Genomic DNA, 19,895 nt, shown 5'->3' with positions numbered 1-19,895 from the left:
CAGGAGAAACCCGATGCGCATCGAAACGTTTGGCAAAGACGTCGAAGTCACCCCGGCCCTGCAGTCCTATGTAGAGGAGAAGCTGGCCCGGATCGGAAAACACTTCGACCAGCACTGCGAAGCGCGGGTGACCCTCAAGCTGCAGAAGACCGAACACCACGTCGACGCCAGCCTCAACATTCCGGGGCAGACCCTGCACGCCGAGGCCGGCGGCCAGACCATGTATGCCGCGATCGACCTGCTTGCGGACAAGATTGACCGCCTGGTCATCAAGCACAAGGAGAAAAAACAGCAGCACGCACCGCTGCCGGTGGGCGACAATGGTGGCTGATCGCCACCGTTCCCCGCAGACATGCCCCTGACTGACCTCCTGGCGGCCGTGCAGACCCAGCTCTGCACGGCCACCGACCGTGACAGCGTCCTGCAGGCCGCCGCCGGGTTGCTGGCCTGCCGCCAGGCCAACGCCGAACAGATCTATCTGAACCTGTGCCAGCGCGAAGCCCTGGGCAGCACCGCGATCGGCCACGGCATCGCCATCCCCCACGGCCGCGCGCCGACCCTGGACCGCCCCCGTGGCGCCCTGCTGCGACTGGCGACCCCGGTCGATTTCGGCGGCGACGAACCGGTGGACCTGGTGTTCGCGATGGCCGTCCCCGCCCACTACACCCACCAGCACCTGATGCTGCTGTCCGAGCTGGCCGAGCTGTTTTCCGCACCGGACATCCGCCAGGCCCTGCGCGAAGCCGGCGATGCCCGGGCGCTGCGCGAGGCGCTGGACATGACCCCACCTGCGAGTGCCGCATGAATACCAGCATCACCGCCCGTGAACTGTTCGAACAGCAGCGCGAGCGGCTGGGGCTGCGCTGGGCCGCTGGCAAATCCGGTGAGAAACGCGAGCTGGAGGCCGGCAACACGGTCTCGCGGCGTCCGTCGCTGGCCGGCTACCTCAATGCGATCTATCCCAACAAGGTGCAGATCCTGGGCACCGAGGAACTGTCCTGGCTGGACGCGCTGGAACCCCGCCAGCGTTGGGAGACCATCGAGAAGATCATGCAGTCGCATCCGCTGGCGCTGGTGTTGACCCGCAACCAGGCGTGCCCGGAAGACCTGCGCGCGGCCGCCGATGAATCCGGTACACCGCTGTGGCTGTCGCCCAAGCGCGGCCACGAACTGCTCAACCACCTGTCCTACCACCTGGCGCGCACGCTGGCGCCGCGGGTGATCCTGCATGGCGTGTTCATGGAGATCTATTCCATCGGCGTGCTGATCACCGGTGAGGCCGGGTCGGGCAAGAGCGAGCTGGCGCTGGAGCTGCTAAGCCGCGGCCATCGCCTGGTGGCCGACGATGCGCCCGAATTCACCCAGATCGCCCCGGACGTGCTCGACGGCACCTGCCCCGAACTGCTGCAGGACCTGCTGGAAGTGCGCGGCCTGGGCGTGCTGAATGTGCGCGAGATGTTCGGCGACACGGCTGTAAAGAAGAACAAGTACCTTCGGCTGATCGTCCACCTGACCAAGCCGATGACCGAACCCACCCCGCATGGCTACGAGCGCCTGACCGGCGACTCGGGCACCCGCCATGTGCTGGACCTCGACGTTCCGCTGATCACCCTGCCGGTGATGCCCGGCCGCAACCTGGCCGTGCTGACCGAAGCCGCCACCCGCCTGCACATCCTGCGCACCAAGGGCATTGATCCGGCAGCGATGTTCATCGCCCGCCACAGCAATCTGCTGGAACGGCGAACACCCTGATTCCCTGCCCCTCGAAGAGCCTGTCCATGAGCACCGCCCCCCCCTCCGCCCCGACCCTGATCATCGTCAGCGGCCTGTCCGGCTCGGGTAAATCCGTCGCCCTGAAGACCTTCGAGGATCAGGACTACTACTGCTCGGACAACCTGCCGATCCACCTGCTGCCGGACTTCGTGCGCAGCCTGCTGGCCAACCACGACGGCAGCGCGCCGCGCCGGCTGGCGGTGGGCATCGACGTGCGCGGCCAGGCCGACCTGAGCCAGCTGGGCGACTGGCGGCAGCTGGCCACCGACGCCGGCGTGGAAGTGAAGGTGCTGTTCTTCGAGGCCAGCGACGAAACGGTGCTCAAGCGCTATGCCGACACCCGCCGCCGCCATCCGCTGAGCCAGCTGGGCCTGTCATTGCCCGAGGCGATCGCCCGCGAGCGCGAGCTGACCGCGCCATTGCGCCGCGAGGCCGATGCGGTGATCGATACCAGCAACCTCAACGTGCACCAACTACGGCGGCGGATCATCACCGAGTTCGCGATGGACCATGCCACCGGCCTGTCGCTGCTGTTCGAATCATTCGCCTACAAGCGCGGTGTACCCGCCGAGGCGGACTTCGTGTTCGATGCGCGGGTGCTGCCCAATCCACACTGGGATCCGGACCTGCGTGCGCTCAGCGGCCGCGAACCGGGTGTACGCGACTACCTGGAAGCGCAACCGGACGTGCAGCGCTACCTGGCCCAGCTGATGGATTTCCTCGATACCTGGCTGCCGAAACTGGGTGATGGCACCCGCAGCTACGTGACCGTGGCGTTCGGCTGCACCGGCGGCAAGCACCGCTCGGTGTTCCTGGCCGAGCGCATGGCCCGGCATGCCCGCGAGATGGGCTGGCAGGACGTGGCGACCTACCACCGCGAACAGGATTGAGGGGGGCCGGCCGGGCTGCGCCCGGCACCCGTCGGTAGTGCCGGCCGCTGGCCGGCAACAGCAACAGCAACAGCAACAGCAAAAGCGTCATTCCGTGGGATGGCGGGGCGGTGTGGGTAGGTGTCGACCTTGGTCGACACGATGGATCCACACCATGCGTGGATGAATCGCTGCCAGGCATCGAAAAACGCATGGGGTCGGATCCCTTTTCCAGGGGAAAAGGGCTCTGACCCCGATAACGCTGAATACGGGACACAGTGCCCCTCATCTGCTGCTATCGCCGATTCACCTTGACCTGTTAACGTGCAGTAATGACCTGTGGCATTCTCCTCGTAACACATCCCGGGGTCGGGACCGCCCTGCTTGACGTGGCGACCCGGCTCCTGCGGCAATTGCCGCTGAAAACCGAAGCTTTCGAAGTACCGTTCGACGCAGACATGGACGCCCTCCTCCCGCTCGCCTCGGCCGCCCTGCGGCGGGTCGACAGTGGTGAGGGCGTGCTGATCCTGACCGACCTGTACGGCGCCAGCCCCGCCAACCTTGCAGGGCAGCTGGCCCGGCTGGGAACCCCGGTTCGCCGGGTGTCGGCGCTGAGCCTGCCGATGTTGCTGCGGGTGATGAATTATCCGGAACAGGGACTGGATCAACTGCCCGCCACAGCCGCGGCGGGTACCCGTAATGGAGCGATAGTCGACGATGCTTGAACGAGAACTCACCGTCAGCAACCGCCTGGGCCTGCATGCCCGGGCCACCGCCAAGCTGGTGCAGACCCTGGCGCCGTTCCGCTGCAACGTGACCATGGCCGCCAAGGGCCGTGAGATCAACGCCAAGAGCATCATGGGCGTGATGCTGCTGGCCGCCGGCCAGGGCACTCCGGTCACCGTGCGCATCAACGGCGAAGATGAAGCCGCCGCGATGGAGGCGGTGGTCGGCCTGTTCGAACGCCGCTTCGACGAGGACAGCTGAGCGTGCCACGCGCACGCGCCGGCCAGCTCCCTTCCGGCCAACGGCCGGTACAGCTGTTGGCCGGCCATGGCGCGGCGCGCGGAACGGCGATGGGCCGGACGCGCGTGCGACTGCCGCATGCATTGGAAGTGGCCGAGCAACGCGTGGCCGCCCACCAGGTCGAGGCCGAACTGGCCCGCCTGCACCGTGCGCTGGATGCCGCGCGTACGGAAATGCACGAACTGCGTCAGCGCCTGCATGGCGCACTGAACCAGGAAGTGGGCGAGTTCCTCGACCTGCACGCGTTGCTGCTGGACGACCCCGAGCTGCTGTATGGCCTGGACGAACTGATCCGCAGCGGCCCGTACAGTGCCGGCTACGCGCTGCGCCTGCAGCGTGACCGCCTGGCCAAGGTCTTCGATGGCATGGACGATGCCTACCTGAAGAGCCGCATGGACGATCTCGACCATGTGATCGGCCGCATCCACGCCTTCCTGCAACCCGAACGCCCGCCGGTGATGAAGGGCCTGGCCGGCGAGATCCTGGTCTGCGACAACATCGCCCCATCCGAACTGGCGCAGCTGCAGGCGCAGGGCGTGGTCGGCATCGTCACCGCCGCCGGCAGCGCGCTGTCGCACAGCGCGATCCTGGCGCGCAGCCTGCACCTGCCCCTGATCGTCAATGTGCCGCAACTGCTCAGCCGCGTCGCCGACGGCGACGTGCTGATCATCGACGGTGCCGACGGCAGCATCACCGTCAACCCGCTGGCCGACAACCTGCGTGACTACCGCGCACGCCTGAAGGAACACGCGCGCGAGCAGCGCGAGCTTGGCCGCCTGCGCAGCAAGCCCAGCCGTACCCGCGACCAGGTCGACATTGCCTTGCTGGCCAATGCCGAATCGCTGGAGGACGTCACCCAGGCGCATGCGCTGGGCGCGCAGGGGCTGGGCCTGTACCGCACCGAATTCCTGTTCCTGCAGCGCAACGAGCTGCCGGACGAAGAAGAACAGTTCCAGACCTACCGTGATGCCGCACTGGGCATGAGCGGCCGGCCGGTAACCATCCGCACGCTCGACCTGGGTGCGGACAAGGCCGATCGTACCGGCCTGACCCTGAGCAACGAAGAGAACCCGGCACTGGGCCTGCGCGGCGTGCGCCTGTCGCTGGCACGGCCCAAGGTGGCCGACACCCAGCTGCGCGCGATCCTGCGCGCCTCGGCCTACGGCAAGCTGCGCGTGCTGGTGCCGATGGTCAGCACCCGCGAGGAACTGCTGGCGGTGCGCCGGCGCATGCTCAAGCTGAGCGAACAGCTGCGCAGCGAAGGCCATATGGTGTCCGAGCACGTGCCGCTGGGCGCGATGATCGAAGTCCCGGCGGCGGCATTGGCGCTGGAGAGTTTCATCGATCTGGTCGATTTCCTGTCGATCGGCACCAACGACCTGGTGCAGTACCTGCTGGCCGCCGACCGCAACAACGAGGCGCTGGGCGAGTTGTATTCACCGTTGCACCCGGCGGTGCTGCGGCTGTTGCAGATGGTGATCGAGACCGGCGCACGCCACCGCATTCCGGTGGCGGTCTGCGGCGAGATGGCCGGTGATGCGCGGATGACCCCGTTGCTGCTGGCGCTGGGCCTAAGCGAGTTCAGCCTGCATCCCGGTACGTTGCTGGAGGTGCGCCGTGCCATCCGCGAAGCCGATCTGGGTGCGCTGCGCGCCCGTGCCCCGAAGCTGCTGGCCGCGCGCGACCGCCGCGCCATCGAACGCTGGCTGGCGCTGGTGGCCGATACGCCCTGACACCACCCGCTCGCCGGGATGCACGCCTGGGGTCAGATCCCTTTTCCGCGGGAAAAGGGATCTGACCCCGTCTCGTTGAAGGCCAAGAGGTTGCCGGCCAGCGGCCGGCACTACCGCCACCCGGCGGCTATGCGTTGAAACATCCCCTTGCGATAATGACGCGCTGAACACCCCTGTTGCCGCATCCTTGCCGGGATCGCGGCTTTTCTTATCCCGCGGGAGCTGCGATGGCTGAAGCTGTACGCCACGACAAGACTGCGCGCCAACTGCGGATGTTGTCCGATGCACTGGACAGCGGCCGGCTGGGCCCGGTACGTCGGCTGGTCAACACCCTGGCCCCGGCCGAGATCGGCAACCTGCTTGAATCGCTGCCGCCGGGCAAGCGCGAGGTGGTGTGGGGCCTGGTTGATCCGGAAGATGACGGCGAGGTGCTGGTCCACGTCGGCGAAGACGTGCGCGAGAGCCTGCTCGCGGACATGGACCCGGACGAGATCATCGCCGCGGTCGAAGACCTGGACATCGACGACCTGGCCGACCTGGTCGAAGACCTGCCCGATACGGTCATCGACGAGGTCCTCAAGTCGATGGACCGCGAGAACCGCGAGCGTCTGGAGCAGGTGCTGTCCTATCCCGAGGACAGCGCCGGCCGCCTGATGAACCCGGACGTGGTGACCGTGCGCGCCGACGTCAATGTCGACGTGGTGCTGCGCTACCTGCGCCTGCGCGGCGAACTGCCGGACCATACCGATCACCTGTTCGTGGTCAGCCGGCGCCATCAGTACCTCGGCCGGGTGTCGCTGGCGGCACTGGTGACCCACGAGGACACCACCCCGATCAACCGCCTGATCGACGACGAGCAGCCGGCCATTGACGTCGGCGAGAGCGACCAGGAGGTCGCCCGCCAGTTCTCCGACCATGACTGGATCTCCGCGCCGGTGGTGGACGACAACAACATCCTGATCGGCCGCATCACCATCGATGACGTGGTCGACATCATCCGTGGCCAGGCCGAGCACCAGGCACTGGGCGCCGCCGGCCTGGACGAGGACGAAGACCTGTTCAGCCCGGTCTGGCGCGCCATGCGCCGGCGCTTGATGTGGCTGTCGGTGAACCTGTGCACCGCCTTCCTGGCCTCCAGCGTAGTCGGCCACTTCGAAGGCACCATCGACAAGCTGGTGGCGCTGGCCGTGCTGATGCCGATCGTGGCGGGCCTGGGCGGCAATGCCGGTACCCAGGTGCTGGCGCTGATGGTGCGCGGCCTGGCACTGGGCCAGGTGGGCGCGTCCAACGCGCGCACGCTGCTGTGGAAGGAGGTGCGGGTCGCCTTGTTGAACGGCGTGATGCTGGGTTCCGTGCTGGGGCTGATCGTGCTGGCCTGGTTCCACTCGCCCGGGCTGTCGGCAGTGATCGCCATCGCGCTGACCTGCAACCTGCTGTTCGCCGCACTGGCCGGCGTGCTGGTGCCACTGACCCTGAAACGCTTCGGCTTCGACCCGGCGCTGGCCAGCGGCATCTTCCTGACCGCCGTGACCGACTCGATGGGCTTCTTCACCTTCCTCGGCCTGGCCACGCTGGTGCTGCTGCACTGAACCCTGCAGGGTCCGATCCCCGCCGCGCGGAGTTCCGACCCACGCCAAAACCCAGGGTCGGATCTCCGCTGCGCGGGGCTCTGACCCGATCCCAACTGGAACACCCATGGCAACAACGATCGAAAACTATTTCCAGCCCGGCTGGCGCGACCAGCAGCACACCTGCCCGGCCTGCGAATGGAAGGGCAGCTCGCGTGCCATGGAGATGGAGCTGGACGAGGACGCCACCGAGTACGCCTGCCCGGTCTGCGAGAACCCGCTGCTGGTGGTGCTGCATCCGGACATCGCGCAGGTGCAGGCGGCCGCCGCCGACGGCAATGCCGAAGCGCAGGAGCAGCTGGACATCATTGCCAGTTTCCCGCGACCGGAGTGACGCGCCGCACGATGCCGCGTTGACCTGCGGCGGGCTAGGATGCAGCTGACCCTGCCGCCCCGGGAAATCCCATGGTCCGATCGATGTCGCGCTGGCTGCCGCTGCTGGCCTTTCTGATGATGAGCGGTTGCACTTCGCTGCCGGACAGCGCGCGCGGCCGCTTCGAGGGCCGCGCAGTGAAGGTGGACGGCGAGACCGCCTACTACCAGGTGTTCATTCCGGCCGGCGTTCAGGCCACCGCTCCCACCAGACTCCCGGTCATCCTGTTCCTGCACGGCTCCGGCGAGCGTGGCGGCGACGGTGTCAAGCAGACCCATGCGGGGCTGGGGCCGCACCTGCGCAGGCACGCGGCCGACTTCCCCGCATTGGCCGTATTCCCCCAGGTGCCGGGCCACCAGGAATGGAGCGGGCGCAACAACCGCGTTGCGCTGGCCGCCCTGGACGCCACCATCGCCGAGTTCGGTGCCGATCCCTCACGGCAGTACCTGACCGGGATGTCGATGGGCGGCTATGGGAGCTGGAACATCGCGCTGGATGACCCCGGGCGCTTCGCCGCGATCGTGCCCGTGTGCGGCGCGGTGCTGGCGCCGCGCGCGGTGCGCCCGACCCTGTTCGTCGAGCAGGTCGCCCAGGAAACCGATCCGTATGCGGCCATCGCCCAGCGCCTGAGAGGCACGCCGATCTGGATCTTCCACGGTGCGCTGGATGATGTAGTGCCACCGGACGACGATCGCAGACTGCACGCCGCATTCCGGAGCGCCGCTGCACGCGACGTGCGCTACACCGAGTACCCGGAAGGCAACCACAATGCCTGGGACGCCACCTACGCCGACCCGGCGATGTGGGCATGGCTGTTCGCGCAGAAGCGCTGAGCCGCAGCTTCAGTAGTTGCCAACCTTGGTTGGCATTGACTGCCCTGGCAGTTGCCAACCTTGGTTGGCACTGGCCTACCTGAAACCAACCCATTCCCCGATGTTCACTGGAAGCAGGCCCGTCCATGCTTGCTCCATGCAGAACACACGTCTCCTGCTCGGTCGTCGCTCCAGCATCGGCCTCAGCTATATCCTCACCGCCGTCGTCCATGACCGCGCGCCGCTCTTCACCAACGCCGCAGCGGCCGCCTTGGCAGTCCGCGAATTCCAGCGACTGGATCAGGAAGGCTTCACCCGCTCGATTGCGTACGTGGTCATGCCCGACCACATCCACTGGCTGGTCGAACTACGTGCGGGAACGCTGGAAACCGTCATGAAGCGTTTCAAGTCGCGCACAGCCCAGCAGGCAAACCGGTTGCTGGGGCGAGTCGGGCGCTTCTGGCAGGCCTGCTATCACGATCATGCGATCCGCTCTGACGAATCGTTGCACCGGCGTGCGATGTACCTGATGGGAAATCCGATCAGGGCCGGACTGGCGACGCGGCTTGGGCAATATCCCCATGCATGGTGCGAATGGGAGCTTGGGGCTTCGTGTGATCCGCTCGACAACTTGGGCGCGGATGGATAGTGCCAACCAAGGTTGGCATCTACCAGAGCGGTGCGCGGACAAGCCGCGCGGCAAGTGTGTCAACCAAGGTTGACACCTACCAGAGCGGGTGGTCAGCCCAGCAGCGTTTCCAGCACGGCCATGCGCACGGCGACGCCGTTGGCGACCTGGCGCAGCACCCACGACTGCGGGCCGTCGGCCACGTCGTCGGTCACTTCCACGCCGCGGTTGATCGGGCCCGGGTGCAGCACCGCGGCATCCTTGCCGGCGCGCGCCAGGCGCTCGCGGGTCAGGCCGTACTGGGCGTGGTACTGCTCCAGCGACGGCACCAGGCCTTCTTCCATGCGCTCGCGCTGCAGGCGCAGCATCATCAGCGCGTCGACGCCTTCCAGCATCGCGTCGAAATCATCGCCGACCACGCAGCCCTTCAGGGTCTCATCGTCCGGCAGCAGCGACTGCGGGCCGCACACGCGGATCTCACCCACGCCCAGCGTGCGCAGCGCATGCAGGTCGGTGCGGGCCACGCGCGAGTGCTTCACGTCGCCGACGATCACCACTTTCATCTTCGAGAAATCCGGGCCCTTGGCCTGGCGCAGGGTCAGCATGTCCAGCAGGCCCTGGGTCGGGTGCGCGCTGCGGCCGTCACCGGCGTTGATCAGTGCGGTGCCCTCGCCCGCCGCTTCTGCCAGTGCGGCTACCGCGCCATCCTCCGGGTGGCGCACCACGAAGCCGCGCACGCCCATCGCTTCCAGGTTGCGCAGCGTATCGCAGGCGGTTTCGCCCTTGCGGGTGGACGAGGTCGAGGCATCGAAGTTGAGCACATCGGCGCCCAGGCGCTGCGCGGCCAGCTGGAATGAGCTGCGGGTGCGCGTGGACGGCTCGAAGAACAGCGTGCACACCGCCGAACCGGCCAGCACGTGGCGCTTGTTGCCGACGCGGCCGACTGCGGCATCGCGGATCTGACCTGCCCGGTCAAGCAGCTGCAGCAGGGTCCCGCGCGGCAGGCCCTCCAGGGTCAGCAGGTGGCGCAGGCGTCCGGAGGCATCGATTTGCTGGGCGGTCATGGCGGTGTCGGGCAGTCAGGGAATGGGGGTGGCGTCGTCGGGGGACGACAGCCAGCGGTCGATGATCACCGCCGCGGCCACGGCATCGAGCGCGGCCGCATCACGGCGGCGCTTGCGCCCTTCGGCGCGCTCGACGGCGAAGCGGCGGGCGGCCTCGACCGAGCTGGAACGCTCGTCGATCATCACCACCGGCAGCTTGAAACGTTCCCGCAGCTGGCGGGCGAAGCCCTGCGCGCGCTTGCGGTTGGGTTGGTCCTGGCCGTCCAGGGTCAGCGGGTCGCCGACCACCAGGCCGTCGGGCTTCCATTCCTTGAGCAGGCGTTCGATCGCGGTCCAGTCCGGGCCATTGCCGTGCACATCGACCACCGCCACCGCGCGCGCATGCGCAGCGAAGGCACTGCCAATGGCCACGCCGATCCGCCGCGAGCCGACGTCGAAACCCAGAACGGTGCCGTCACGGCGGATCGCCGGGGCAGCAGGAGCCGGTACGGGCGTGGCCGGCTCAGACATGGCCGCTGTAGTCGGTCAGGCGGAACAGGTCCACGCCGATGCGCGAGGCCGCACCCTGCCAGCGCTGCTCCAGTGGCAGCTGGAACACCAGCTCGGCATCGGCCGGCACGGTCAGCCAGCTGTTCTCGGACAGCTCGCTTTCCAGCTGCCCTGCGCCCCAACCGGCACAGCCGAGGGTGACCACGGCATTGGCCGGGCCTTCGCCACGCGCCATCGCTTCAAGGATGTCGCGCGAAGTGGTCAGGTACAGGCCGTCACCCACGATCAGGCTGGAATCCCACGCCCGCGCGTCGTCATGGATGACGAAGCCGCGCTCGGGATGCACCGGGCCGCCGTTGAGCACCATGCGCGCCTGCAGGTCGCCGTCACCGGTGGTGATGTCCATCTGTGCAAGCACTTCACCCAGCGTGTACTCGGAAGGCTGATTGACCAGCACGCCCATCGCCCCGTTCTCGTCGTGCTGGCAGATCAGCGCGACGCTGCGGGCAAAGGTCGCGTCGAGCAGCGACGGCAGCGCGACGAGGAGGTGATCGGCGAGGGAGGTCGGCGTTACAGGCATGGTCCCATTCTACCTGCTGGGGGCGGGATGGTCGCGCAAAGGCGGCGAACCGCGATGGGCTAGGATGGTGCTTTGCCATGGAAGGTCATCGATGCAGTCTTCATCGCCCCTGACCCTGCCGGCACGCAGCGCCATCGTCCTGATTGCCCTGCTGCAGGGTCTGATGCTGTATGCCGCGCAGGAACTGTCCGATGCGTGGCCGTTCCGCGATATCGGCTGGCGCTACTGCTGGTACGCCTGGGTGCTGGCCATTCCCAGCGCGGTGGCGCTGAGCCTGGTCGAGCTGGGCCAGCGCCGCCTGTGGCTGCAGGCCGTGCTCGGCTCGGCGGTGGTGCTGGCGCTGGCCGCCTGGATCGGCTGGAACCTCACTGTCGAGACCGCGCTGGAGTCGAGCGCGCTGCAGTTTCCACTGACCCTGGGCATGGCCGTGGCGGTGTTCGTGGTGCTGCCCTGGTGGCAGTTCCAGCTGCAGCACGGGCACTGGCGCGCCAGCTACCCCGAGCTGTTCGAGCGCGCCTGGCAGAACGGTTTGACCCTCGCCCTGGCGGCACTGTTCACCGGGCTCACCTGGCTGCTGCTGTGGCTGTGGGCGGCGCTGTTCCAGCTGCTGGAGGTCACCGTCTTCCGCGACCTGTTCCGCCAGGATGCCTTCATTGCGCTGGCTACCGGCAGCCTGGCCGGGTTCGGCGTGCTGATCGGGCGCACCCAGCACCGCGCGATCCAGATCACCCGCCAGGTGCTGTTCGCGATCTGCCGCGGACTGCTGCCGCTGCTCTCGTTCATCGCCGTATTGTTCGTGCTGAGCCTGCCGCTTACCGGGCTGGAACCGCTGTGGAAGACCCGCTCGGCCGCCAGCCTGCTGCTGGTGCTGTCGCTGTTGCTGGTGACGTTCACCAATGCGGTCTACCAGCAGGGGGACGACACCGCGCCCTACCCCGTCGTGCTGCGCCGTCTGGTTGAAGCCAGCCTGCTGGCGCTGCCGGTCTACGCCGCACTGGCGCTGTACGCACTGGGGCTGCGCGTGGTGCAGTACGGCTGGACCGTGGACCGGTTCTGGGCGGTACTCGTCGCAGTGGCCGTGGCCGGCTATGCCGTGGGCTACGCGCTGGCGGTGCTGCGCCGGCAGCGCCGCTGGTTGCAGATGCTGGAGCCGGTCAACCGCTGGATGTGCTGGGCGGTGCTGGCACTGGCATTGCTGGGCAACTCGCCGCTGCTGGACCCGGTGCGGCTGACCCTGTCCAGCCAGCTGGCGCGCCTGCGTGCGGACCCGCCCGCGATCACCAGCAGTGACGTCAACGTGCTGCGCTTCGATCTTGGCCACCGCGGTGTGCGGGCGCTGCGCGAACTGCAGCGTGATCCAGCCATCACCGCCGATGCCAACGCGCCACAGGTGATCGCTGCCGCGCTGGCACGTACCTCGCGCTGGGATGACGGCCAGCGCCTCGACAAGGGGCCGCAGGACGTCGTCGCCCTGCAGCGCGCGTTGAAGCTGGCCAAGGGATCCAGCTCGCCACCGGACGACTGGTGGCAGGCACTGGCCACGCGCGCGATCGATGGCGAATCCTGCGCCCAGAGCGAGCGCGACTGCCTGATCGTGCATCGCGACCTCGACGGCGATGGTACCGGCGAAGTGCTGCTGTGCGAGCTGTACACCATCCGTGGGCCGGACTGCGTGCTGTACGCACGTGGCAGGGACACCCACTGGCGCCGGGCCGGTTCGCTGTTCGGCACCGCCAGCGGCCAGGCCGAGGCAATCAACCAGGCGCTGCGTGATGGCAAACTCACTCTCGAACCACCACGCTGGCCGATGCTGTCCATCGGTGGGCGCCCCGCAGTGGCCATCGATCCCGAACCCGAATCCAGCGAGTCTTCCCCATGAGCGGCTACTGCCTCATCGCCCCGGGCCATCCGGTGCACGACTACTACCACGCCAACGAGTACGGCTTCCCGCAGCGTGACGAGGGCGAACTGTTCGAGCGGCTGGTGCTGGAAATCAACCAGGCCGGGCTGAGCTGGGAGACGATCCTGAAAAAGCGCGAGGGCTTCCGCGCGGCCTATGACGGCTTCGATGTCGACCGCGTGGCGGCCTATGCCGAGCAGGACATCGAGCGCCTGCTATCGGACGCGGGCATCATCCGCAACCGGCTGAAGGTACTGGCCGCCATCCACAACGCGCAGGTGATCCAGCAGCTGCGGGCCAGTCATGGCAGCTTCGCGGCGTGGCTGGATGCCCATCATCCGCGCAGCAAGGCCGACTGGGTGAAGCTGTTCAAGAAGACCTTCCGCTTCACCGGTGGCGAGATCACCGGCGAGTTCCTGATGAGCCTGGGCTACCTGCCCGGCGCGCACGCCGAGGATTGCCCGGTGCATGCGCGGCTGCTGACGCTGTCGCCGCCGTGGTTGCAGGCCGCCGCCCGCTGAGGGATCTCCGCGCGTGGGTGCCGGTAGTGCCGGCCGCTGGCCGGCAACCCCGTTGAACGGTCACACGCCCATGTAACGGCCGGGGCGGTGGTTGAACATCAGCACCAGGCTGAGCACCACCGCGCCGATGGCCGAGTACAGCACCTTCGATGGCGACAGCACGAAGAACGCGGCTACCATCAGGCAGGCGTCGTAGGACATCTGCACCTTGCCGGCGCTCCAGCCTCGGGTGCGCTGCAGGTACACCGCCAGGATGCCGATGCCGCCAAGGCTGGCGCGGTGTCGGATGAAGAACAGGATGCCGAGGCCGGACAAGGCACCACCGACGATCGCCGAATACAGCGGGTTGATGTGCGAGAAGTCGATCCAGCGCGGCAGCAGGTCGGTCAGCACGCCACAGGCGGTGACTGCGGCGAAGGTCTTCAGGGTGAATTCCCAGCCCATGCGCCGCAGCGCCACCCAGTAGAACGGCAGGTTGACCAGCACGAACACCAGGCCGAAGTTCCAGCCCATCGCGTAGTGCAGCAGGAAGGCCATGCCCGCCATGCCGCCGATCATCAGCCCGCCCTTGGCGAAGATGGCCAAGCCCAGCGAGGCCACCATCGTGGCCAGCACCATGCCCTGCACGTCCTCGGCGATCGAGTGACGCAGCGCTTTTTCGTCGGCGGTGGTGCCAGCACTGTCGGGCGGCGGGGTCAGCGGACCGGCGGTGACCAGGTGGCCGTCAGCGTCGTCGCACGGCGCGGGGCCATGGGAAGGAAGGGACATGCGGTGGGGGAACAGCAGGTGGGGAGCGGTATTAGACACGATCTGCATGACAGTTGCAGATGAAATCGTTCAGCTGAATGCGCCTCGCACTGCCCCGGGCTCGGCGCTGCTCAGCCCTTGCCGGCCAGATGGTGAGCCACCAGTGCGTTGGCATGGCCATGGCCCAAGCCATGTTCACTCTTCAGGAAGCTGACCAGTTCCATGTGTTTCAGGCCCTTCTTCCCGGCCAGCAACCCGAACCAGTGCGCCACCGGCTGCCCGTAGGTCTTCTCGATGGAGGGGAAATACGAGGCCGGGCCTTTCGGCTTGGTGTCAGTGCTCATGTGCAGCTCCCGTTGAAGTCATTCATTCGACGAACCACAGACGCAGAAATCGACACACCCAAACGTCCGACCCCGCCTCGCCCGACAGGCCGCAGCCAACTGTCGAAGGCGGGGTGGGTCCGGTTGAGGGGGTGTGAGCGGCATGGATGCCGCGACCAAGCCCCCATGGATGGGTTTACGGCGTCCCCCTCAACCGGGCCCACCCCGCCATCTCACGGATAGCCAGTTTTTGAAGTTGACGTGGCCGTTGACGTTGCTTCGGCAGGTGCCGGGCGCAGCCCGGCCGTATCATTCCAGCATGCCCCGCGAAAACCTCAACGACCTGCAGGCCTTCGTCCACGTTGCCCGCGAGGGCAGCTTCACCCGGGCCGCCGCCCAGCTGGGCGTGTCCCAGTCCGCGCTCAGCCATGCCATGCGCGGCCTGGAACAGCGCCTGGGCGTGCGCCTGCTGACCCGTACCACCCGCAGCGTATCGACCACCGAAGCCGGTGCCCGCCTGCTCGACACCCTGGGCCCACGCCTGGCCGAGATCGAGGACGGGCTGGCCGCGCTGGCCGAGTACCGCGAACGCCCGGCCGGCACCATCCGCATCAACGCCACCGGCCATGCCGCCGAGTACATCGCCTGGCCGCGGCTGGCGCCGTTGTTGCAGCGTTATCCGGACCTGAAGGTGGAACTGACCACCGACTACGGCCTGGCCGACATCGTCGCCGAGCGCTACGACATCGGCATCCGCCTCGGCGAGCGCCTGGCGCGCGACATGGTCGCGGTGCCGATCAGCCCGCCGCTGCGCATGCGCGTGGTCGGTGCACCCAGCTACTTCCGCCAGCACGTGGTGCCGCAGCATCCGGACGACCTGGCCAAGCACAACTGCGTGACCCTGCGCCTGCCTACGCATGGGGGACTGATGCCGTGGGATTTCGGCCAGGATGGCAACGAACTGAGTGTGCGCGTTGGCGGGCAATGGACGTTCAACACCATGGGCATGACCCGCGCCGCTGCGCTGGCCGGCAGCGGACTGGCCTGGCTGCCGGAAGACCAGGTGCAGCCGATGCTGGACGATGGCCGCCTGCAGTCGGTGCTGGACGACTGGTGCCCGCACTTCGATGGCTACTACGCGTACTACCCGTCGCGCCGCCACGTCACCGTGGCGATGCGCACGGTGCTTGATGCGCTGCGCGGGCCGCTGGGGTGAGGGGCAAGGCGTGCGGACCAACGGTCCGCACCCACCACCAACGGTCCGCACCCAGCTGGTGATCAGCCCTTGGCCTGGGCGGCACGCTGCGCGTTGTAGCGCTCGCCGACGATCGACACTTCGTCCAGCGCCTGTGCGATGCGTTGCAGCTCCTCCGGTGCCAGCTGCAGGTCGGCCGCGCCCAGGTTTTCTTCCAGGCGATGGATCTTGGTGGTGCCTGGGATCGGCACGATCCACGGCGCCTGTGCCAGCAGCCAGGCCAGCGCCACCTGCGCCGGCGTCGTGCCCCGTGCTGCGGCAATCGTACTGATGCGATCCACCAGCGCCTGGTTGGCGCGGCGCGCCTCCACTTCGAAACGCGGAACGCTGTTGCGGAAATCGTTGGCATCGAAGGTGGTGTCGGCGTTGATCGTGCCGGTGAGGAAGCCGCGGCCAAGCGGGCTGAATGGCACGAAGCCGATGCCCAGCTCCTGCAGCGTCGGCAACAACTCGCGCTCCGGTTCGCGCCACCACAGCGAGTACTCACTCTGCACGGCGGCAACCGGCTGCACCGCATGCGCGCGACGCACGGTGGCAGCGCTCGCCTCGGACAGCCCGAAGTGGCCGACCTTGCCTTCGGCGATCAGGTCGCGCACGGTGCCAGCCACATCCTCGATCGGCACGTTCGGGTCGACGCGGTGCTGGTAGAACAGGTCGATATGGTCGGTGCGCAGGCGCTTGAGGCTGGCTTCGGCAACGGCACGGATATTCTCGGGGCGGCTGTCCAGGCCGTCATCGGTGCGCGCGCCCTTGAATCCGAACTTGGTGGCAATCACCAGCCTGTCGCGGTAGGGCGCCAGCGCGCGGCCGAGCAGGTCTTCGTTGGTGTACGGACCATACACCTCGGCGGTGTCGAAGAAGGTCACGCCGCGCTCGACGGCGGCCTGCAGCAGGGCGATGCCCTGGCCCTGCTCGACCGGCTGCCCGTAGGCATGGGTCAGGCCCATGCAGCCCAGGCCGAGGGCGGAAACCTTCAGGCCACTGCGGCCCAGTTCGCGTGTCTGCATCGTCGTGCTCCAGAGGGGGAGTGATGACGATACGCCTGTCGTGGCGCTGGATTGAGCCAGCCCGGCCGCAGTCGGTCATGACCGGAATTCATCAATCCAGCCACGACCGATGCCGGCCAGGTCAACGGATCTCCGAGATCTCCACGCCGTCCAGCCCCTGCGACAGGGTACGTGCGTCGCCGCCCTGGCTGAGCTTGATGCGCAGGCGCACCTCGTTCTGCGAATCGGCGTAGCGCAGCGCGTCCTCGTAGCTGATCTCGCCGGCCTGGTACAGCTCGAACAGGCTCTGGTCGAAGGTCTTCATGCCCAGCTGGACCGAGTCCTTCATCACTTCCTTCAGCTTGTGGATCTCGCCGTCGCGGATGTAGTCCTGCACCAGCGGCGTGCCCAGCAGGATCTCCATCGCCACCTTGCGCGAGCGGCCATCGGGCGATGGCACCAGCTGTTGCGCGACCACGCCCTTGAGATTCAGCGACAGGTCCATCAGCAGCTGGTTGCGGCGGTCTTCCGGGAAGAAGTTGACGATGCGGTCCATCGCCTGGTTGGCGTTGTTCGCATGCAGGGTGCACAGCACCAGGTGGCCGGTTTCGGCGAACGCGATGGCGTGATCCATGCCTTCGCGGGTACGCACCTCGCCGATCATGATCACGTCCGGCGCCTGGCGCAGGGTGTTCTTCAGCGCGGCTTCCCAGCTGTCGGTATCGATGCCGACTTCGCGCTGGGTGATGATGCAGCCCTCGTGCTTGTGCACGAACTCGATCGGGTCTTCGATGGTGATGATGTGGCCGGTCGAGTTCTGGTTGCGGTAACCGATCATCGCTGCCAGCGAGGTCGATTTACCGGTACCGGTGGCGCCGACGAACAGGATGATGCCGCGCTTGGTCATCGCCAGCGTCTTGATGATCGGCGGCAGGCTCAGTTCTTCCACGGTCGGAATGCGCGTCTCGATGCGACGCAGCACCATGCCGACCTGGTTGCGCTGGTAGAAGCAGCTGACGCGGAAGCGGCCGACGCCGGACAGGCCGATGGCGAAGTTGCATTCGTGCGTCTTCTCGAATTCCTCGCGCTGCGCCGGGGTCATCACGTTGAGGACCAGGTCGCGGCTCTGCTGCGGCGTGAGCGGGGTCTGGGTGATCGGCGAGATCTTGCCGTTGACCTTCATCGCCGGCGGCATGCCGGCCGTGATGAACAGGTCCGAGGCGCGCTGGTGCGCCATCAGCTTGAGGAACGAAGTGAAATCGATGGTGGTCGCGGTGCTGTTCACGGCGGGCTCCCAAGAGGGCATGTACCAGGAAACGGTCGGTGGAGGAAACGGCACGGGGACGGCGCCGCACTGGTGCACGCCGCCCGTGGTTGTCCCGCCTTACTCGAACAGGCGCTTGTCCTTGGCGTACTCGCGGGCTTGGTTGCGGGTGATCAGGCTGCGCTTGACCAGGTCCTGCAGATGCTGGTCCAGGGTCATCATGCCGTACTGCTGGCCGGTCTGGATGGCCGAATACATCTGCGCCACCTTGTCTTCGCGGATCAGGTTGCGGATGGCCGGAGTGCCGACCATGATTTCCCACGCTGCGGTACGACCGCCGCCAACCTTCTTCAGCAGCGCCTGCGAGATCACCGCACGCAGCGACTCGGACAGCATCGAACGCACCATCGGCTTTTCGCCGGCCGGGAACACGTCGATGATGCGGTCGATGGTCTTGGCCGCCGAGCTGGTGTGCAGGGTTCCGAACACCAGGTGGCCGGTTTCCGCGGCGGTCAGTGCCAGGCGGATGGTTTCCAGGTCGCGAAGTTCGCCCACCAGGATGATGTCCGGGTCCTCACGCAGTGCCGAGCGCAGCGCTTCGTTGAAGCCATGCGTATCGCGGTGCACTTCGCGCTGGTTGATCAGGCACTTCTGCGAGGTGTGCACGAATTCGATCGGATCCTCGACGGTGAGGATGTGGCCGTATTCGTTCTTGTTGATGTAGTCGATCATCGCCGCCAGCGTGGTCGACTTGCCCGAACCGGTGGGGCCGGTCACCAGGATCAGGCCCTGCGGCTGCTGGATCACCTCGCGGAACAGCGGCGGGCAGGCCAGGTCCTCGAGGGTGAGCACCTCGGACGGAATGGTACGGAACACCGCACCGGCGCCACGGTTCTGGTTGAACGCGTTCACACGGAAGCGCGCCAGCGACGGGATCTCGAAGGAGAAGTCCACTTCGAGGAATTCCTCGTAATCGCGGCGCTGCTTGTCGGACATGATGTCGTACACCAGCGCATGGACCTGCTTGTGGTCCAGGGCCGGGATGTTGATCCGGCGAACGTCGCCGTCCACGCGGATCATCGGCGGCAGGCCTGCGGACAGGTGCAGGTCGGACGCTTTGTTCTTTACGGAAAACGCCAGCAGTTCGGCGATATCCATGAGCGGCTACTCCCCAATAACGGCTTCGACTGGAAGGATCTTTCCCCGGGCGGCAGTATAGCCTCCTGATTCAACGGAACGCGTTACGTGGCCACTCCCCTGCCCCAGATCCTGAGCAACCTGCATGCCGCCGCCGAGGCGGCCGGCCGGCCCGATCCGCGCCTGCTGGCCGTTTCCAAGACCCAACCGGCCGAGGCCGTGGCTGCGCTGGCCGCGCAGGGCCAGCAGGCCTTCGGCGAGAACTATGTGCAGGAAGCGCTGGCCAAGATGCAGGCGCTGCAGCACCTGGCGCTGGAGTGGCACCTGATCGGCCACCTGCAGTCGAACAAGGCCGAGGCCGTGGCCACCCACTTCGATTGGGTGCAGAGCGTGGACCGGCCCAAGCTGGTGACGGCGCTGGCGCGCCATCGCCCGGCAGCGCGTGGTCCGCTGAATGTGCTGATCCAGGTCAACATCGACGATGAATCCAGCAAGCACGGCTGTGCGCCGGAGGATGTCGAGGTGCTGGCCGCTGCGATTGCCGCCGAGCCCACCCTGCGCCTGCGTGGCCTGATGGCGATTCCCGCGCCATGGCCCGAGGCGGAACGCCGTCGGGATGCGTTCGTGCGCATGCGCACACTTTTCCAGTCGCTGGCCGCCCAGCACGCGCAGGTCGACACGCTGTCGATGGGCATGAGCAGCGACTACGCCGACGCCATCGCCGAGGGCGCCACTTTGGTGCGCATCGGCACCGCCCTGTTCGGCGCGCGTCCTCGCCCGGCCTGAT

General features: G+C 67.2%; 23 protein-coding genes. 15 read left to right on the top strand and 8 right to left on the bottom strand.

Annotated features, from left to right (window positions below; genetic code table 11):
- Positions 1-13: 13 nt before the first annotated feature.
- The 11 genes from hpf (at position 14) to AC5P8R_RS10210 (ending at position 8,863) form a co-directional block, all read left to right on the top strand.
- A complete protein-coding gene (gene hpf, locus AC5P8R_RS10260; RefSeq protein ID WP_169412598.1) occupies positions 14-331 on the top strand; it encodes a ribosome hibernation-promoting factor, HPF/YfiA family in 318 nt (105 codons plus the stop codon).
- A gap of 21 nt (positions 332-352) precedes the next feature.
- The gene (locus tag AC5P8R_RS10255) at positions 353-805 is read left to right on the top strand and encodes a PTS sugar transporter subunit IIA (RefSeq protein WP_032130191.1); all 453 of its coding nucleotides are present in this window, start codon (positions 353-355) and stop codon (positions 803-805) included.
- The gene (gene hprK / locus AC5P8R_RS10250; RefSeq protein WP_005408388.1) at positions 802-1,752 is read left to right on the top strand and encodes an HPr(Ser) kinase/phosphatase; all 951 of its coding nucleotides are present in this window, start codon (positions 802-804) and stop codon (positions 1,750-1,752) included. The genes AC5P8R_RS10255 and hprK overlap by 4 nt, the downstream gene beginning before the upstream one ends.
- 26 nt (positions 1,753-1,778) lie before the next feature.
- Complete coding sequence (gene rapZ / locus AC5P8R_RS10245; protein WP_032958479.1) at positions 1,779-2,663, top strand: RNase adapter RapZ; 885 nt, start codon at positions 1,779-1,781, stop codon at positions 2,661-2,663.
- A 311-nt stretch (positions 2,664-2,974) separates the two neighbouring features.
- Positions 2,975-3,367 (top strand): PTS sugar transporter subunit IIA, encoded by a 393-nt coding sequence (locus AC5P8R_RS10240; RefSeq protein ID WP_032958481.1) that lies wholly within the window; start codon positions 2,975-2,977, stop codon positions 3,365-3,367.
- A complete protein-coding gene (locus tag AC5P8R_RS10235; RefSeq protein ID WP_005408385.1) occupies positions 3,360-3,629 on the top strand; it encodes an HPr family phosphocarrier protein in 270 nt (89 codons plus the stop codon). The genes AC5P8R_RS10240 and AC5P8R_RS10235 overlap by 8 nt, the downstream gene beginning before the upstream one ends.
- Positions 3,630-3,631: 2 nt before the next feature.
- The gene (ptsP, locus tag AC5P8R_RS10230; protein WP_495223355.1) at positions 3,632-5,401 is read left to right on the top strand and encodes a phosphoenolpyruvate--protein phosphotransferase; all 1,770 of its coding nucleotides are present in this window, start codon (positions 3,632-3,634) and stop codon (positions 5,399-5,401) included.
- A gap of 227 nt (positions 5,402-5,628) precedes the next feature.
- A complete protein-coding gene (mgtE, locus tag AC5P8R_RS10225) occupies positions 5,629-6,990 on the top strand; it encodes a magnesium transporter (RefSeq protein ID WP_008266103.1) in 1,362 nt (453 codons plus the stop codon).
- Positions 6,991-7,096: 106 nt separating this feature from the next.
- On the top strand, positions 7,097-7,363 hold the full coding sequence (locus tag AC5P8R_RS10220; RefSeq protein ID WP_049405333.1) for a hypothetical protein: 267 nt from the start codon (positions 7,097-7,099) through the stop codon (positions 7,361-7,363).
- Between the two features lie 71 nt (positions 7,364-7,434).
- On the top strand, positions 7,435-8,235 hold the full coding sequence (locus tag AC5P8R_RS10215) for a carboxylesterase family protein (RefSeq protein WP_180835094.1): 801 nt from the start codon (positions 7,435-7,437) through the stop codon (positions 8,233-8,235).
- A gap of 136 nt (positions 8,236-8,371) precedes the next feature.
- On the top strand, positions 8,372-8,863 hold the full coding sequence (locus AC5P8R_RS10210; protein WP_014646227.1) for an REP-associated tyrosine transposase: 492 nt from the start codon (positions 8,372-8,374) through the stop codon (positions 8,861-8,863).
- A 92-nt stretch (positions 8,864-8,955) separates the two neighbouring features.
- Here the strand turns inward: AC5P8R_RS10210 and AC5P8R_RS10205 are convergent, their stop codons facing one another.
- From AC5P8R_RS10205 to AC5P8R_RS10195, 3 genes are read right to left on the bottom strand one after another with little or no spacing between them, the layout of a single operon-like run.
- Positions 8,956-9,906, bottom strand: a complete 951-nt coding sequence (locus AC5P8R_RS10205; protein ID WP_014646226.1) for an aspartate carbamoyltransferase catalytic subunit — start codon at positions 9,904-9,906, stop codon at positions 8,956-8,958.
- 15 nt (positions 9,907-9,921) lie between these two features.
- On the bottom strand, positions 9,922-10,416 hold the full coding sequence (gene ruvX / locus AC5P8R_RS10200) for a Holliday junction resolvase RuvX (RefSeq protein ID WP_049440988.1): 495 nt from the start codon (positions 10,414-10,416) through the stop codon (positions 9,922-9,924).
- Positions 10,409-10,975: a YqgE/AlgH family protein gene (locus AC5P8R_RS10195; protein ID WP_014646224.1), complete on the bottom strand. Its 567-nt coding sequence runs from the start codon at positions 10,973-10,975 to the stop codon at positions 10,409-10,411. Before AC5P8R_RS10195 ends, ruvX begins: the two co-directional genes overlap by 8 nt.
- A 91-nt stretch (positions 10,976-11,066) precedes the next feature.
- Between AC5P8R_RS10195 and AC5P8R_RS10190 the strand changes: the two genes are divergently transcribed.
- Complete coding sequence (locus AC5P8R_RS10190) at positions 11,067-12,854, top strand: DUF4153 domain-containing protein (protein ID WP_495223354.1); 1,788 nt, start codon at positions 11,067-11,069, stop codon at positions 12,852-12,854.
- Positions 12,851-13,396, top strand: coding sequence for a DNA-3-methyladenine glycosylase I (locus AC5P8R_RS10185; RefSeq protein ID WP_014646222.1), 546 nt, complete (start codon positions 12,851-12,853; stop codon positions 13,394-13,396). Before AC5P8R_RS10190 ends, AC5P8R_RS10185 begins: the two co-directional genes overlap by 4 nt.
- Positions 13,397-13,456: 60 nt before the next feature.
- Here the strand turns inward: AC5P8R_RS10185 and AC5P8R_RS10180 are convergent, their stop codons facing one another.
- Both AC5P8R_RS10180 and AC5P8R_RS10175 read right to left on the bottom strand, forming a co-directional pair.
- Positions 13,457-14,164 (bottom strand): YitT family protein, encoded by a 708-nt coding sequence (locus AC5P8R_RS10180; RefSeq protein WP_014036228.1) that lies wholly within the window; start codon positions 14,162-14,164, stop codon positions 13,457-13,459.
- Between the two features lie 110 nt (positions 14,165-14,274).
- Positions 14,275-14,487, bottom strand: a complete 213-nt coding sequence (locus tag AC5P8R_RS10175; protein WP_014646220.1) for a DUF4287 domain-containing protein — start codon at positions 14,485-14,487, stop codon at positions 14,275-14,277.
- A 298-nt stretch (positions 14,488-14,785) separates the two neighbouring features.
- Here AC5P8R_RS10175 and AC5P8R_RS10170 point away from each other — a divergent pair, with 298 nt between their 5' ends.
- Complete coding sequence (locus tag AC5P8R_RS10170) at positions 14,786-15,682, top strand: LysR family transcriptional regulator (protein WP_014646219.1); 897 nt, start codon at positions 14,786-14,788, stop codon at positions 15,680-15,682.
- Positions 15,683-15,744: 62 nt separating this feature from the next.
- Here AC5P8R_RS10170 and AC5P8R_RS10165 read toward each other — a convergent pair whose 3' ends face one another.
- From AC5P8R_RS10165 to AC5P8R_RS10155, 3 genes are all read right to left on the bottom strand, one after another.
- Positions 15,745-16,728 carry an aldo/keto reductase gene (locus AC5P8R_RS10165; RefSeq protein WP_495223352.1) on the bottom strand — a complete coding sequence of 328 codons (984 nt, stop codon included), beginning with the start codon at positions 16,726-16,728 and terminating at the stop codon, positions 15,745-15,747.
- A gap of 121 nt (positions 16,729-16,849) precedes the next feature.
- Complete coding sequence (locus AC5P8R_RS10160; protein ID WP_042358565.1) at positions 16,850-18,013, bottom strand: PilT/PilU family type 4a pilus ATPase; 1,164 nt, start codon at positions 18,011-18,013, stop codon at positions 16,850-16,852.
- A gap of 78 nt (positions 18,014-18,091) precedes the next feature.
- A complete protein-coding gene (locus tag AC5P8R_RS10155; RefSeq protein WP_004147099.1) occupies positions 18,092-19,129 on the bottom strand; it encodes a type IV pilus twitching motility protein PilT in 1,038 nt (345 codons plus the stop codon).
- Between the two features lie 87 nt (positions 19,130-19,216).
- On the opposite strand from AC5P8R_RS10155, the gene AC5P8R_RS10150 reads away from it, so the two are divergent.
- Positions 19,217-19,894, top strand: coding sequence for a YggS family pyridoxal phosphate-dependent enzyme (locus AC5P8R_RS10150; RefSeq protein WP_032958502.1), 678 nt, complete (start codon positions 19,217-19,219; stop codon positions 19,892-19,894).
- Position 19,895 lies beyond the last annotated feature (1 nt).

It is taken from the genome of Stenotrophomonas sp. YJH_SMC_73 (assembly GCF_059370155.1).
This window is presented reverse-complemented; position numbering and strand designations above follow the sequence as displayed.